General features: G+C 70.2%; 12 protein-coding genes. 9 read left to right on the plus strand and 3 right to left on the minus strand.

The window, feature by feature from the left end; translation table 11 throughout:
- Positions 1-17: 17 nt before the first annotated feature.
- Positions 18-995: a Bug family tripartite tricarboxylate transporter substrate binding protein gene (locus AC07PU_RS32725; protein WP_093340161.1), complete on the minus strand. Its 978-nt coding sequence runs from the start codon at positions 993-995 to the stop codon at positions 18-20.
- Between the two features lie 171 nt (positions 996-1166).
- Between AC07PU_RS32725 and AC07PU_RS32730 the strand changes: the two genes are divergently transcribed.
- Positions 1167-2033 (plus strand): IclR family transcriptional regulator, encoded by an 867-nt coding sequence (locus AC07PU_RS32730; RefSeq protein ID WP_495322455.1) that lies wholly within the window; start codon positions 1167-1169, stop codon positions 2031-2033.
- Between the two features lie 114 nt (positions 2034-2147).
- Positions 2148-3389 (plus strand): glutamate carboxypeptidase, encoded by a 1242-nt coding sequence (locus tag AC07PU_RS32735; protein ID WP_495322456.1) that lies wholly within the window; start codon positions 2148-2150, stop codon positions 3387-3389.
- Between the two features lie 3 nt (positions 3390-3392).
- Here AC07PU_RS32735 and AC07PU_RS32740 read toward each other — a convergent pair whose 3' ends face one another.
- Positions 3393-4349 carry a TIGR03571 family LLM class oxidoreductase gene (locus AC07PU_RS32740; protein WP_495322458.1) on the minus strand — a complete coding sequence of 319 codons (957 nt, stop codon included), beginning with the start codon at positions 4347-4349 and terminating at the stop codon, positions 3393-3395.
- A 209-nt stretch (positions 4350-4558) separates the two neighbouring features.
- On the opposite strand from AC07PU_RS32740, the gene AC07PU_RS32745 reads away from it, so the two are divergent.
- The 4 genes from AC07PU_RS32745 (at position 4559) to AC07PU_RS32760 (ending at position 10076) form a co-directional block, all read left to right on the plus strand.
- Entirely contained in the window at positions 4559-5875 is a 1317-nt protein-coding gene (locus AC07PU_RS32745; protein WP_495322459.1) for an MFS transporter, read from the plus strand.
- A 73-nt stretch (positions 5876-5948) separates the two neighbouring features.
- A complete protein-coding gene (locus AC07PU_RS32750) occupies positions 5949-7364 on the plus strand; it encodes an FAD-binding oxidoreductase (RefSeq protein WP_495322460.1) in 1416 nt (471 codons plus the stop codon).
- Between the two features lie 35 nt (positions 7365-7399).
- Positions 7400-9022, plus strand: a complete 1623-nt coding sequence (locus AC07PU_RS32755; RefSeq protein WP_495322461.1) for a tannase/feruloyl esterase family alpha/beta hydrolase — start codon at positions 7400-7402, stop codon at positions 9020-9022.
- Positions 9023-9113: 91 nt separating this feature from the next.
- Complete coding sequence (locus AC07PU_RS32760) at positions 9114-10076, plus strand: LysR substrate-binding domain-containing protein (protein WP_495322462.1); 963 nt, start codon at positions 9114-9116, stop codon at positions 10074-10076.
- 1 nt (position 10077) lies between these two features.
- Here AC07PU_RS32760 and AC07PU_RS32765 read toward each other — a convergent pair whose 3' ends face one another.
- Positions 10078-10761, minus strand: a complete 684-nt coding sequence (locus AC07PU_RS32765; RefSeq protein WP_495322463.1) for a TetR/AcrR family transcriptional regulator — start codon at positions 10759-10761, stop codon at positions 10078-10080.
- Between the two features lie 212 nt (positions 10762-10973).
- Between AC07PU_RS32765 and AC07PU_RS32770 the strand changes: the two genes are divergently transcribed.
- From AC07PU_RS32770 to AC07PU_RS32780, 3 genes are read left to right on the plus strand one after another with little or no spacing between them, the layout of a single operon-like run.
- Complete coding sequence (locus AC07PU_RS32770) at positions 10974-11777, plus strand: SDR family NAD(P)-dependent oxidoreductase (RefSeq protein ID WP_093340144.1); 804 nt, start codon at positions 10974-10976, stop codon at positions 11775-11777.
- A gap of 55 nt (positions 11778-11832) precedes the next feature.
- Positions 11833-12969 (plus strand): DUF5938 domain-containing protein, encoded by a 1137-nt coding sequence (locus tag AC07PU_RS32775; protein WP_431509813.1) that lies wholly within the window; start codon positions 11833-11835, stop codon positions 12967-12969.
- A gap of 4 nt (positions 12970-12973) precedes the next feature.
- On the plus strand, positions 12974-14527 hold the full coding sequence (locus AC07PU_RS32780; protein ID WP_495322464.1) for an AMP-binding protein: 1554 nt from the start codon (positions 12974-12976) through the stop codon (positions 14525-14527).
- Positions 14528-14542: the final 15 nt, after the last annotated feature.

The raw sequence follows: 14542 nt of genomic DNA on the forward strand, positions 1-14542 counted from the left end.
TCCTTCCGCGCGGCGCGTCAGTCCAGGGTGATCTTCAGGTCGCGGATCAGCTTCTGCCAGCGCACGGTCTCGCTGCGCAGCAGTTCGCCGAACTGCGCGGGCGTGTTGCCCACGGGCTCGACGCCGAAGTCCTCGAGGCGCTTGCGCACCGTGGGTTCGTTGATGGCCGCGACCACGCGCTTGTTGAGCGCGTTCACCACCTCGGGCGGCGTGGCGGCGGGCACCACCATGCCGACCAGCGCGGCGGCTTCCACGCCCTTGTGGCCGAGTTCGGCGAAGGTGGGCACGTCGGGCAGCTGCGGCAGCCGCGTGGCGTTGGCCACGGCGATGGCCTTGACCTTGCCGCCCTTGATGAAGCCCGCGCCCGCGGCGAGGTCGACCATCATGGCCTGCACCTGGCCGCCGGCCACGTCGGTGAGGGCCGGTGCCGCGCCGCGGTAGGGCACGTGCACCATGAACAAGCCGGCTTCGGTCTTGAGCAGTTCCATCGCCAGGTGGTGCGGGCTGCCCGCGCCGGCCGAGGCGTACGAGAAGCTGCCGGGCTTGGCCTTGGCCTGGGCGATGAAGGTCTTGGCGTCGGCGATGCCGCTGGCCGGGTTGACCACCAGGATCATCGGGAAGCGGCCCATCAGCGTGACCGGCGCGAGGTCCTTGGTGGGGCTGTACGACAGCGACTTGTAGAGCGAGGGGTTGAACACCATGGTGCCGTTGTCGGCCGACAGCACGGTGTAGCCGTCGGCCGCCGAGCGCGCGGTCTCCGCGGCCGCGATGGCGGTGTTGCCGCCGGGCTTGTTGTCCACCAGCACCGGCTGGCCGGCCTGCGTCGACAGCGTCTGGCCGATGGTGCGCGCGAGGAAGTCGGAACCGCCGCCGGCGGCATAGGGCACGAGCCAGCGGATGGGCTTGGCGGGGTAGGCGGCGGCCTGGGCGAAGGCGGTGCTCGTGACGGCGAGCGCGGGGAGGGCCAGCAGGCAGCCGGCCAGGAACTTCTTCATCGTGTCTCCTGGTTTCTAGGGTTCTGGGAAGCGCAATCCGGGGTCAAAATCCGCGATGGCGAGTTTTGCGTAATGATTGTACGCATAGCGTAAATCGCGAGGCAAGCCCTCGGGCCACCGTACTTACCATCGGGTGCCCGCCACTTTTTTCGAGAACGAGACGATCCGCACATGGCTTCCACCCCGAAGAAAAGCGCTCCCGCCACCAAGCCGAAAGCCGCTGCCGCCAGGCAGCCCGCCGTGCCCGCGCCGCGCGAGCGGCGCCAGCGCGTGCAGTCGGCCGAGACCGGCATGGCGGTGCTCAAGGGCCTGGCGCGCATGGGCGGCAACGCGGGCCTGTCGGGCCTCGCGGCGCACGTGGGCGAGAGCCCGGCCAAGGTGCACCGCTATCTCGCGAGCCTGGTGCAGGAAGGGCTGGTGGCGCAGGACGTCGATTCGCAGCGCTACCGGCTCGGCCCCGAGGCCATCAACATCGGCCTGGCGGCCATGCGCCAGTCCGACCCGGTGCGCGCGGCCGAGCCCGCGCTGGTGCGGCTGCGCGAAGGGCTCGAGGTGACCTGCTTCGTCGCCGTGATGGGCAACAAGGGCCCGACCGTGATGCGCTTCGAGGAGCCGGGCCTGCCGGTCACGGTCAACGTGCGCGCGGGCTCGGTGATGTCGATGCTGTGGTCGGCCACCGGCCGCGCCTTTCTCGGCCTGCTCAACGAGCGCAGCGTGCGCGAGCTGGCCGAGCAGGAGCTGGCCGCGGCGCCGCGCGAGATGCGCGCGCAGCTCGACGCGAAACAGCCGATCGAGGCCCTGCGCGCCGAGGTGCGGGCGCTGCGCTGCGCGGTGGTGCGCGACACCTACCTGCGCGGCATCAGCGCGGTCGCGGCGCCGGTCCACGACTTCACGGGCCGCGTGTGCGCCGTCATCACCGCGCTGGGCGCGAGCGGCGGCTTCGATCCCTCGGCCGATGGCGCGATCGCGACGGCCGTGTTGCGCGAAGCAGCCGCCACCAGCGAGGTGCTGGGCTACCTGGTACCGAAGGAATGCTGAGCCGCGCTTGACCCGCGTGCGGGCGGGGCGATAGGCTGCGGCGGCGCGTCGCGGGGAGCGGCGCGCCTCCTCGCGGAGCCACAAGCCATCGACAAAGAACGGACAACAAGACTTATGAAGACTTTCGCCTTCCCCTCCCTTCGCACCCCGGCCATCGCGCTGGCCTGCGCGCTCGCGTTCGCGGGTGCCGCTTCGGCACAGCAGCCGAACCAGCCCGTGCTCGACGCCGCCACGCAGAAGAAGGAGGAATCGCTCAAGCTGCTCGAGCGCCTGGTCAACATCGACTCGGGCTCGACCAATGCCGAGGGCCTCGAGAAGGTCCGCACGCTGGTGGTGGACGAACTGCGCCAGATGGGCGCGCGCATCGAGACCTTCCCGGCCGAGCCGCATCCGGGCAGCAACGTGGTCGCGACCTTCACCGGCACCGGCAAGAAGAAGATCCTGATCCTGGCCCACATCGATACCGTGTTCAAGGACGGCACCGCCGCCGCCAAGCCTTTCTACGTGAAGGACGGCCGCGCCTACGGCCCGGGCGTGATGGACAACAAGGGCGGCGTGGTCGCGGGCCTGCAGGCGCTCAAGATCATGCAGCAGCTGGGCTTCAAGGACTACGGCCAGCTCACCTTCCTGATCGACACCAACGAGGAGACCGGCTCGGTCGGCACCAGCGCGCTGATCGAGCGCGTGGCGAAGCAGCACGACGTGGCGCTGAACCTCGAGCCGGGCCGCCCGGCCGACGGCCTGGTGGTGGAGCGCAAGGGCTCGGCCACCGCGCTGATCGAGGTCAAGGGCCTGGCCGCGCATGCGGGCGTGGCGCCCGAGGCCGGCCGCAATGCCGCGATGGAGGTGGCGCACCAGGTGCTGCAGCTGTCGAAGACCGCCGATGCCGCGAAGAAGACCACGGTCAACTTCACGGTGCTGACCGCCAACGGCCCGACCAACGTGATCCCCGCCACCGCGAGCGCGCGCGGCGATGTGCGCGCCGCCACGCCCGAGGAGCTCGACCGCGTCGAGAAGGACCTGCAGCGCATCTCGCAGAACAAGCTGATCCCCGACACCGAGGTCAAGGTGCGCCTGATCCGCGGCCTGCCGCCGATGCCGCGCTCGCCCGCCTCCGACAAGCTGGTGGCGACCGCCGAGGGGATCTATGCCGAGATCGGCAAGAAGCTCACGATCGAGAGCAGCGGCGGCGCCGCCGATGCGAGCCTGGTGGCCGGTGTCGGCGTGCCGGTGCTCGACGGCTTCGGCATCGTGGGCGGTGGCATCCACACGCCCGAGGAATACGCCGAGGTCGAGAGCATCGTGCCGCGGCTGTACCTGCTGTCGCGGATGCTGATGGCGTTGAGCGCGAACTGAGCTTCAGGCGGCCGCGCTCTGGAGGCGCGGCAGCACCTCGCGCCCGAGTTCTTCCACGATCTCGCGCGCATCGCGCGGCCCCCGCGCGATGTTCATCAGCACGTGGGCCACGCCCGCATCTTCGAGCCGGTCGAGGTAGGCCACCAGCGCGTCGCGCCCGGTGCGCAGGCCCAGCTCGATCGGCTCGGCCGGCGCATCGGCGCGCTCGAGCAACTCGAGCTGCAGCGACTGGATGAAGGGCTTGGCCTCGCCACCCGCGCGCTCGCGCAGCGCGGTCTGCCACAGGCCGATGCGGCCCTGCTGCCGCGCCTCGTCGCGGTGGTAGGTGGCCCAGCCGTCGGCATGGGACGCGGTCCATTGCAGCGACTGCCGCGCCGACCCCACCACCACCATGCCGATGCGTTCGGCCGGCGCCGCCATCAGCTCGTGGCCGGCCGTGGCTTCGCGCAGCACGGCGCGCTCGGCAGCCAGCGGCGAGAGGGCGGAGCGCACCAGCGTCCAGCGCGCGCGGAAGGTCTCGGCGCGCTGCGCGATGTCCTCGCCGAAGATCGCGAACTCGGCCTCGCGGTCGCCCGAACCGAGCCCGAGGATGAAGCGTTCGCCCGACAGCCGGTTCAGCGACAGCGCGGCCTTGGCCAGGTGCAGCGGCTGGCGCAGCGGCAGCACCGCGGCGGCCGTGCCGAGCGCGATGCGCTGCGTGGCCGCGGCCAGCGTGGCGAGCCAGAGGAAGGGCTCGTCGAGCGGCGCCGTGGGCATCATCCGCTCGCCCTGCGGCGCGAGCACCGGCACGTCGCGCGTCCACAGCGCCGCGAAGCCCAGCGCGTCGGCGCGCTGCGCGAGATCGCGCTCGACGGCCAGCTCGGCCATCGCGTCGTCGGGGCGCGCGATCGGTGTCATGAGGCCGAGCGTGAGTCGGCCGGCCTGGAGGGTCTGCTGGTAGGCGCGGTTGAAGGAGGGCATGGGCGGCAGGAGGTGGGGCGAAGGAAATGATCGCACGCGCATCGCGGCCGGCGTCGCGTGGGGACAAGGCCGGCGCGCCATGCATCTCGATCGGAGATGCGCCGATCTTCAATCCATATGAATCTTGCGCGTAAACCCGCTGCGGCGCCTTCGCGTGCCGCCGCGACCATCGGCGCACCGAATCACAAGCACAGCGAGACACCCACTCCATGAACACGAGCGCGATCACACGGCCCCGGGCAGCGGCGGCGCAAGAGGACGGCGGCGCCGATGCCGTCTACCGCAAGGTCGGCTGGCGGCTCATCCCGCTGCTCTTCGTCTGCTACATCGTGGCCTACCTCGACCGCGTCAACGTCGGCTTCGCCAAGCTGCAGATGCAGGGCGACCTGCAGTTCAGCGAGGCGGTGTACGGCCTGGGCGCGGGCATCTTCTTCATCGGCTACTTCCTGTTCGAGGTGCCGAGCAACGTGGTGCTGCACCGCGTGGGCGCGCGCCGCTGGATCGCGCGGATCATGATCACCTGGGGCCTGCTGTCGGCCGGCACCATGTTCGTGAGCTCGCCGATGTCCTTCTACGTGATCCGCTTCCTGCTGGGCGCGGCCGAGGCGGGCTTCTTCCCCGGGATCATCCTGTACCTGACCTACTGGTACCCGGCCGCGCGGCGCAGCAAGGCGACCTCGCTGTTCCTCGCGGCGATCCCGTTCGCGGGCATCCTCGGCGGCCCGATCTCGGGCTGGATCCTGCAGGGCATGGGCGGCGTCAACGGCTGGGCCGGCTGGCAATGGCTCTTTCTGCTGCAGGGCCTGCCGACCGTGGCGCTGGGCCTGGTCGTGTGGCGCTACCTCGACGACCGCGTGAAGGACGCGCAATGGCTCAGTCCCGCCGAGCGCGAGCTGATCGCGCGCGACATCGCGGCCGAGAACCAGGGCAAGGCCGAGCTGCGCATCCTCGAGGTGCTGGGCAACGGCCGCGTCTGGCTGCTGGCGCTGGTGTACTTCGCCTACACCTCGGGCCTGTACGGCATCTCGTTCTGGCTGCCGAGCATCATCAAGGCGATAGGCGTGAAGGGCGCGCTCGACATCGGCCTGTTGAGCGCCATCCCGTGGACCTTCGGCGTGGTCGCGATGTACCTGATGGCGCGCAGCGCCGACCGCCGGCTCGAGTACCGCTGGCACAGCGCGCTGGTCGCGATCGTGGGCGCGATCGGGCTGGTGCTCAGCGTGGCCTTCCACGGCAACGCGGTGCTCGCGATGGCCGGGCTCACGCTGGCCACCATGGGCATCATGTCGACCCTGCCGATCTTCTGGGGCATGCCGACGGCTTTTCTGGGCGGTGCCGCCGCCGCCGCGGGCATCGCGCTGATCAACTCCTTCGGCAACCTCTCGGGCTTCAGCGCACCCTTCCTCATCGGCCTGATCAAGGACGCGACGCAGAGCACCGACGCGGGACTGCACATGCTCGCGGGCCTGCTGGTGGCGGGCGCGGTGCTGGTGCTGCTGGTCAAGCCGGCCGCCGCGCGGCGCTGAGCCTTTGTCTTTCCGTGCCGCGGCGTTCGCCCGCGGCGCTTCATTCCCGGTTCCCCACAGAAAGTCCCACCCCATGGATGCGGTCGTGATCTCCCCTGCGCGTCGTTCGCCCTCGGCCGAACTGCTCGCGCTCCTGCAACGGCGTTTCGAGGAACGCCTGTCGACCAGCCAGGCCGTGCTGCTGCAGCACGGCACCGACGAATCGGCCTATGCGCCGCAACCGCCCGACGCGGTGGTGTTCGTGCAGAGCACCGACGAGGTCGCCTTCGTGGTGCGCGCCTGCGCACGAGAGCGCGTGCCGGTGATCGGCTTCGGCGTGGGCTCGTCGGTCGAAGGCCACCTGCTCGCGGTGCAGGGCGGCGTGTGCATCGACTTCTCGCGCATGAACCGCGTGCTCGCGATCCGCGGCGGCGACCTCACGGCCACCGTCGAGGCCGGCGTGACGCGCGGCCAGCTCAACGCGGCACTCGCGGACAGCGGCTTCTTCTTCTCGGTCGACCCCGGCGCCGACGCCTCGATCGGCGGCATGGTCGCCACCGCCGCCTCGGGCACGAACACCGTGCGCTACGGCACCATGCGCGACAACCTCGTGAACCTCACGGTGGTGACGGCCGAGGGCGAGGTGGTGCGCACCGCGACGCAGGCGCGCAAGAGCTCGGCCGGCTACAACCTCACGCAACTCTATTGCGGTTCCGAAGGGACGCTGGGGCTGATCACCGAGGCCACGGTGCGCCTGCATCCGCATCCCGAGGCGCATGCGGCGGCAGTGGTTCATTTCCCCTCGGTGCGCGCGGCGGTCGACGTGGTGATCGAGGCGATCCAGCTCGGCGTACCGCTCGCGCGCGCCGAGATGCTGGACGCGTTGACGATCCGCGCCGTGAACGCCCACAGCCGCACCACGCTGGCCGAGCACCCGACGCTGTTCCTCGAGTTCGGCGCGAGCAAGGCGCAGATCGACGAACAGGCCGCGCTGGTGCGCGAGATCGTGGCCGGCCATGGCGGCGGCGCCTTCCAGTGGGCGCTGCGGCAGGAAGAACGTTCGCGGCTGTGGACGCCGCGCCATCACGCCTACTTCGCCTGCCTGCAGCTCCAGGCCGGCAGCCGCAGCCTCACGACCGATGCCTGCGTGCCGCTGTCGGCGCTCGCGCAATGCATCGACGAGACCCAGGCCGACATCGCCGAACACGGGCTGCTGGCGCCGGTGTTCGGGCATGTGGGCGACGGCAATTTCCACTGCCTGGTGCTGGTCGATCCCGACGACACCGCCCAGAACGCGGCCGCCGAGGCCTTCAGCCACCGGCTGGTGCAGCGCGCGCTGCGCCATGGCGGCACCTCCACCGGCGAGCACGGCGTGGGGCTGCACAAGATGCAGTACCTGGTCGAGGAGCACGGCGCGCAGGCGGTGGGGCTGATGCGCGCGATCAAGCGCGCGCTCGATCCGCACGACATCTTCAATCCCGGCAAGGTCGTGGGCCACGCCGGGCTCTGAATGCATCCGAAGACGACAACACAGGAGACAGGACGATGAAGCATCTGCACAGGAACACATGGGTCGCGATGGCCGCGGCTGCATTGATGGCGGGATGCGGTGGCGGGGGCAGTGGCAGCGGCTTCGTGCCGCTGGTGCCACCGGCGAGCGCGCCGCCGGCGGCACCGCCGCCCGCGCAGTCGCTGGCCGAGAAATGCCCTGCGTTCAAGGGCCGTGCCGTTGCCGAAGGCGCGGTGCGCGTCGACGATGCGAAGGTGGTCGCTGCCACCGGCGTGCAGCCCGAGTACTGCGTGCTCACCGCGAGCTTCCAGGGCTCGAGCCTGCGCTTCGAGGCGCGCCTGCCGACCTCGGGCTGGAACGGCAAGCTGGCCTTCATCGGCGGCGGTGGCTTCGACGGCGCGCTGCCGAGCGCGGCCGATCCGCAGTTCAGCGCCTCGATCTTCAGCGAGCGCTACGCCACGATCGGCACCAACGGCGGCTACGACTACCCCGGCGTGCGCGACGCCGGCTACTTCGCGGCGCGCTTCGCGGCCGATCCCGCGAAGCTGCTCGACTTCACGCAGCAGTCGGAGCACCGCGCGCTGCCGCCGGGCAAGGAACTGATCGCGGCCTTCTTCGGCAGCGGCCCCGCGCGCAGCTACTTCGAGGGCTGCTCGATGGGCGGCCACGACGCGCTGATGCTCGCGCAGCGCTTCCCCGAGGACTTCGACGGCATCGTGGCGCGCGCCCCGGCCGGCAACATCATGGGCCTGTTCGTGCAGTTCAACCGCATCTCGAAGCAGGTGCGCGTGCCGGCCAACACGCTGAATCCGGCCAAGCAGACTGTGCTGGCCAACGCGGTGCTCGCGCAGTGCGATGCGCTCGACGGCGTGGCCGACGGCATCGTCTCGAAGCCCGCGGCCTGCAACTACGACCCCGCGCCCTTGCGCTGCGCGGGCGGCGCCGACACCGGCAATGCCTGCCTGTCGGATGCGCAGATCGCCACGGTGAAGACCATCACCTCTTCGGTCGCCACGGCGGACGGTGCCTGGTCGCACCCAGGCTACAACTTCGGCCTCGAGAACACGGCCGATGGCTGGGGCTCTTACATCTGGCCGCAGGCGGCGCTCGGCGGCAACTCGATCCAGGGCATGTTCTCGGACGGCTTCGTGCGCTCGTTCATCACGCAGGACCCGGCCTTCGACACGCTGGCCTGGAACCCCGACCAGTGGTTCGCGCGCATGGGCGTGGTCGGCGGCCTGTTCAGTGCGGCCGATCCCGACCTGGAGCGGCTGCATGCGCGTGGCGCGAAGCTGATCCTGTGGAACGGCACCAACGACACCTCGGTGAGCGCGCGCGACACCTCGCGCTACTACGACCGGGTGGTCGGCAAGCTGGGACAGCCCAAGGCCGACCAGACCGTGGAGCTGTTCCTCGCGCCGGGCGTGGGCCATTGCGCGGGCGGGCCGGGCGCCGACAAGGTCGACCTGCTGAAGGCGATGGCGACCTGGGTCGAGCAGGGCGTGCCCGCGTCGGCGCAAGGCCTGGTGCAACGCAAGCTCGACGCGGCCACGGGCGCCACGGCGCTCGCGCGGCCGATGTGCAAATACCCCGCGTACCCGCGCTACAAGGGCACGGGCGACACGAAGGATGCGACGAGCTTCGACTGCGTGAACTGAGGTCTCGTCCGACCCTCGGGCTGCGAACGCGCGGCCTAGAATGGCCGGCCGTTCCCGCAACCCTGTGGCGAATGGCCGGAGACCCCCGCCGATGGAACTGCGCCAGTTCAAGTATTTCGTTGCCATCGTCGATTGCGGCAGCCTCTCGCGCGCCGCGCAGCAGCTCTACGTGGCGCAGTCCGCGCTGAGCAAGCAGATGGCCGAACTCGAGGCCGAGCTCGACACCCAGCTGCTGCTGCGCAGCCGCAACGGCGTGGCGATGACCGAGGCCGGCAAGGTGTTCTACGAATACGCGCAGGGCATCACCAAGCAGGTCAGCGACGCACGCGCCGCGGTGCACGTGGCGGCCGACTCGGTGGTGGGTTCGGTGGTGGCGGCGCTGCCGCAGAGCGTGTCGCCGATGATCGCGCTGCCGCTGATGCGCGCGGCCGCGCGCCGCTATCCCGACGTGGTGCTGCACCTCAACGAGGAGCTCACGGGCAACATGGCCGACCAGCTCACGCGCGGCCGCGTCGACGTGGCGGTGTTCTCGCCGACCATGCCCGCCGAGGACGTGGCCTTCACGCCGCTGGTGGAGGAGGAATTCGTGTTCCTCGAATCGCCGCAGAGCCCGCATGCGTTGCCCGAGGGCGAAGTGAGCATCGAACAGGCGACCGCGCGGCCGCTGGTCTGGCCCGCCAATGCGCACGGGCACTGCACGCGCTGGCTGGTCGACGCGGTGCTCGAGGCCGCGGGCCAGCCGGCCGCGCGCGTGGCGGCCGAGATCAATTCGGTCTACACGCTCAAGGCCGCGGTCGAGGCGGGGCTCGGGCCGACCATCATGCCGCTGGGGCTCGCGCAGCGCGAGGTGAGCGAAGGGCGGCTCGCGGCGCACCGCATCGCCTCCGGCGCGATGTTCCGCACGCTGGGGCTGTGCGTGTCGGTGCACCTGCCGACCGGCAATGCCAAGCGCGCCATCTGCGCGCTGATCGCCGAGGTGATGCAGGGCCTGTGCGCGTCGGGCGAATGGGCCGGCGCGCGAGCCGTGCAGGCCGCGAAGAAGACGAAGGGCTGAGTCAGGCGCGGCGCTTGCGCGCGGCGGCCGGCTTGCGGAGCTCGGCGGGCCGCGGGAACAGGCGCAGGATCGCCGCGCGCACGTCGTCCTTCATGCGCCCGGCCGCATCGGCCTCGCCCGACAGGTGGCGCAGCAGCGCCTGCTGGAACAGACCGTCGAACAGGGAATAGGCCGCGGCGGGCGGCAGGCCCGTGGGCACGCCCGCGAGCTCCTCGAAGCGGACCATGATGCGCCAGATCATCGCCTCGAGGCTCTTGTCGATCTCGGTCACGTCGTCGCGGAAGGCAGCCTCGAACAGCGCCTGCGAGCGCAGGTCGTACCACAGGCGGTGCATGTGGCCCTCGTCGCGCAGCGTGTCGGCCAGGCTCTGCAGGAAGCCTTCCGTCAGTTCGTCGAAGCTGGTGGCGCTGTCGACCGCATGGTCGTAGCGCTTGACGCAGCGCGCCTTGTACTGCTTCACGCTGCAGACGATCAGGTCGACCTTGTCGGTGAAGTAGTAGTGCAGCACGCCGTGCGAGAACTCGGTGTTCTGCGCGATCTCGCGCAGGCTGGTGCGCGCGTAGCCGAGCGTGGCGAGCGTGGTCAGCGCGGCCTCGCCGAGCTCGGCGCGCCGCTCCTCGAACTTGTCGACCCTGGCCTTCGGCACCCGGGCCGTCGACGGTTGTTCCTGCTGTCGTGTCGTCATTTCCACCGCGCCGCGCGATGCGCGAGCCGCTCTCGTTGTCCGTTGATCTGCAAACCATAGCACGCATGGCACGCCCGTGCGAAACGGCGTTCCAGCCTGTTCCGGGTGCCATTCTAAAAAATCTGGACGGTCGTCAAAGAAAATCTTGACACTCGTCAAGACGATTTCTAGGATGGCCCTCCATCTCACAACCAGACCACAGGAGACAAGCGATGGGACAGTTCGATCTGAAGGGGCGCAAGGCGCTCGTGACGGGTGGCGCGCGCGGTATCGGCGCCAGCATTGCGCAGGCGCTGACCGAGGCCGGCGCGGCGGTGATGATCGGCGACGTGCTCGCCGACGTGGGGCGGGCGACCGCCCAGCGCCTCTCGTCCGGCGGGGCGAAGGCGGGCTTCGTGCCGCTCGACGTCACCGACGACGCGGCCTGGGCCGCGGCCGTCGAGACCACGGTGAAGGAGCTCGGCGGGCTCGACATCGTGGTCAACAACGCGGGCATCGAGATCACCTCGCTGGTGGTCGACGTGCAGGCCGAGGACCTGCGCCGCATGCTCGACGTGAACGTGACCGGCACCCTGCTGGGCATGAAACACGCGTTCCGCGCGATGCGCCCCGGCGGCGCCGCGGGCGCGGGCGGCGCGGTGGTCAACATCGCCTCGGTCGCCGCGACCATCGCCTTTCCCGCCATCGCGGGCTACTCGGCCACCAAGTCGGCGGTCGACCGCGCGACCCGCGTGGCCGCGATGGAGTCCGGCAAGCTGGGCTACGGCGTGCGCGTCAACTGCATCTACCCGGGGCTGGTACCCACCGACATGGGCATGAAGCTCGCGAACGACATCGTCGCCGCGGGCCTCGCGCCCAGCGTGGAGGCGGCCGTCGGCGACGTGATCGGCCAGACGCCGCTGGGCCGGCTTGGCGAGGTCGGCGACATGGCCGACGTGGTGGTCTTCCTCTGCTCCGACGCGGCCCGGTTCATCACCGGCGCCGGCCTCGCGGTGGACGGCGGCATGGGCATGTGAAGGCCATGCGCGAACAGAACGAGTCACACATCAGGCAAGAAAAAGGAGAGACGACATGAGCAGCAAGAACAAGAAGCCGGTCATCGTGTACGGCGCCTCGGGCTACACCGGGCGGCTGGTCTGCGAGTACCTGCGCGAGTACAACATCCCGTTCATCGCCGCGGGCCGCAGCAAGGAGAAGCTCGACGCCGCGATGAAATCGAACGTGCCCGGCATCGAGACCGCGCGCTACGAGGTGGTGGAGGTGGCGCATTCGGTGGAGGCGCTCACCGAGCTCTTCACCGGCGCCTCGGTGGTGCTCAACACCGTGGGGCCATTCGCCAAGTTCGGCCCCGAGGTGGTCGAGGCCTGCCTCAACGCCGGCTGCCACTACACCGACACCACGGGCGAGCAGGACTGGCTGATCACGCTCGACCAGCAGTGGGGCGCCAAGTTCGCCGCCGCGGGGCTGCTGCTCTCGCCGGGCCTGGCCCACATGTACACCACGGGCGAGATCGCGGCGCAGCTGTGCCTCGAGACCCCCGGGCTCGACACGCTCGACATCGCCGTGTTCTGGGGCGGCAGCCCGACCATCGCGTCGACGCAGACCATCCTGGTCAATGCAGCGACGTCGAAGGCCTACTACCTCGAGCAGAACGAGTACGTCGAGTGGCAGCCCGATGCCGGCCTCTACCACCTGTCGATCCCGGGCCAGCACGAGGCCGCGCTCGCGCTGCCCTGGGGCGGCACCTCGCACCCGGTGTGGTTCAAGCGCGATCCGCGCGTGGCCAACGTCAAGGTGCTCGGCGGCGTCTTCAACAAGCCGCTGATGATGGGCGTGCCGCAGATCGTGGCGGCCGCGCTCAAGGCCACCGAGGGCATGAACGAGGAGGACCGCTACGCGGCGCTGGCGCAGACGGCATCGAGCGTGATGAACACCATGCCGCCGCGCGAGAACCCGCGCATCAACAAGTCGGTCGACTCGGTGCATGCCTCCGGTCCGCTGGGCCGCGTGCACTGCGTGATCTTCGGCAACTGCAACTACAAGCAGACCGGCCTGCTGCAGGCCTATGCGGCGGCCTCGCTGCTGCAGCAACCGCCGCGCCGCGCGGGTTTCGCCTCGGGCTGCCAGGCCTTCGGGCATCGCGAGCTGCTGGGCGCGCTGCGCGGCTTCGGCCTGGTGCAGGAACCCGTGCTCACGCGCATGGGCTGACCCGATGCGTCTCGTCGACTACCTCGACAAGGGCGCCCAGCTGGGCGCCGATGCGCCCTGCCTGACCCTCGGCGAGGCCGACCTCAGCTATGCCCAGGTGCAGCGCATCAGCTGGCGTGTGGCGCGCGGCCTGCAGCGCGCGGGTCTCAAGCCCGGCGACAAGGTGGCCGTGCTCTCGAGCAACGATGCGATGGCCTTCGCCACGGTGTTCGGCATCTCGCGCGCGGGCGGCGTGTGGTGCCCGATCAATCCGCGCAACGAGGCCAGCGAGAACGCCTTCGTGCTCGATGCCTTCGACTGCGCCTGCCTGGTGTTCCACGGCAACTACGCGCCCATGGTCGAGCAGATGCGTTCGCAGCTGCCCAAGCTGCGCGCGCTGGTCTGCCTCGATGCGCGGCAACCCTTCGCGCCTTCGATGGACGACTGGCTCGAAGGCCTGGACGACGCGCCGCTCGACATCGCACCGCCCGACGACGTGGCGATGATCGCGGGCACCGGCGGCACCACGGGCCAGCCCAAGGGCGTGATGCTCACGGGGCGCAACCTCGAGGCGATGTCGGCGCTCACGCTGATGGGCTATCCCTTCGAGGGCCGGCCGGCCTACCTCGCGCTCGCGCCGCTCACGCACGCGGCCGGCGTGCTGTGCCTGCCGGTGATGGCGCTCGGCGGGCGCGTGGTCATCATGCCCAAGCCCGACCTCGGCGAGTTCCTCGCGCTGATCGAGCGCCACCGCATCACCCATGCCTTCCTGCCGCCGACGCTGATCTACATGTTGCTGCAGCATCCGGAACTCGCGGCAACGAAACGCGATTCGCTGCAATGCTTCTGGTACGGCGCGGCGCCGATGTCGGCCGCGCGGCTCGAGGAGGCGCTCACGAAGATCGGCCCGGTGATGGCCCAGCTCTTCGGCCAGACCGAGGCGCCGATGATGATCTCGATGATGTCGCCGCGCGAGCACTTCAATGCCGACGGCTCGGTGGCGAAGCATCGCCTCGCCTCGGCGGGACGGCCCGGGCCGCTGGTGCAGGTGGGCGTGATGAACGCCGAGGGCGAGTTGCTGCCCACGGGCGAGAGCGGCGAGATCGTGGTGCGCGGCTCGCTCGTGATGCAGGGCTACTACAAGGACCCGAAGGCCACGCAGGAGGCCTCGCGCTTCGGCTGGCACCACACGGGCGACATCGGCCGGCTCGACGACGACGGCTTCCTCTACATCGTCGACCGCGCCAAGGACATGATCATCTCGGGCGGCTTCAACGTCTATTCGGCCGAGGTCGAGCAGGCGCTGATGCAGCACCCCGACGTGCAGGACAGCGCGGTGATCGGACTGCCCGACGAGAAATGGGGCGAGCGCGTGGTGGCGGTGCTGCAGCCGCAGGCGGGCCGCAGTATCGACGCCGAGGCGATCAAGGCTTTCGTCAAGGCGCGTATCGGCAGCGTGAAGGCGCCCAAGCAGGTCGAGGTGTGGGCCGACCTGCCGCGCTCGAAGGTCGGCAAGGTGCTCAAGAAGGACGTGCGAACCATCCTGCTCGCGACCTCGACGCGCGAGCCGGGCGAATAGAGCGAAGAGATCGGC

This window comes from Variovorax sp. GW821-FHT10D07, assembly GCF_059415325.1.

What these genes read in the sequence shown, in the direction of transcription:
- AC07PU_RS32725 (WP_093340161.1), bottom strand. Translation starts at nt 995, where the DNA reads ATGAAGAAGTTCCTGGCCGGCTGCCTGCTGGCCCTCCCCGCGCTCGCC.
- AC07PU_RS32730 (WP_495322455.1), top strand. Translation starts at nt 1,167, where the DNA reads ATGGCTTCCACCCCGAAGAAAAGCGCTCCCGCCACCAAGCCGAAAGCC.
- AC07PU_RS32735 (WP_495322456.1), top strand. Translation starts at nt 2,148, where the DNA reads ATGAAGACTTTCGCCTTCCCCTCCCTTCGCACCCCGGCCATCGCGCTG.
- AC07PU_RS32740 (WP_495322458.1), bottom strand. Translation starts at nt 4,349, where the DNA reads ATGCCCTCCTTCAACCGCGCCTACCAGCAGACCCTCCAGGCCGGCCGA.
- AC07PU_RS32745 (WP_495322459.1), top strand. Translation starts at nt 4,559, where the DNA reads ATGAACACGAGCGCGATCACACGGCCCCGGGCAGCGGCGGCGCAAGAG.
- AC07PU_RS32750 (WP_495322460.1), top strand. Translation starts at nt 5,949, where the DNA reads ATGGATGCGGTCGTGATCTCCCCTGCGCGTCGTTCGCCCTCGGCCGAA.
- AC07PU_RS32755 (WP_495322461.1), top strand. Translation starts at nt 7,400, where the DNA reads ATGAAGCATCTGCACAGGAACACATGGGTCGCGATGGCCGCGGCTGCA.
- AC07PU_RS32760 (WP_495322462.1), top strand. Translation starts at nt 9,114, where the DNA reads ATGGAACTGCGCCAGTTCAAGTATTTCGTTGCCATCGTCGATTGCGGC.
- AC07PU_RS32765 (WP_495322463.1), bottom strand. Translation starts at nt 10,761, where the DNA reads ATGACGACACGACAGCAGGAACAACCGTCGACGGCCCGGGTGCCGAAG.
- AC07PU_RS32770 (WP_093340144.1), top strand. Translation starts at nt 10,974, where the DNA reads ATGGGACAGTTCGATCTGAAGGGGCGCAAGGCGCTCGTGACGGGTGGC.
- AC07PU_RS32775 (WP_431509813.1), top strand. Translation starts at nt 11,833, where the DNA reads ATGAGCAGCAAGAACAAGAAGCCGGTCATCGTGTACGGCGCCTCGGGC.
- AC07PU_RS32780 (WP_495322464.1), top strand. Translation starts at nt 12,974, where the DNA reads ATGCGTCTCGTCGACTACCTCGACAAGGGCGCCCAGCTGGGCGCCGAT.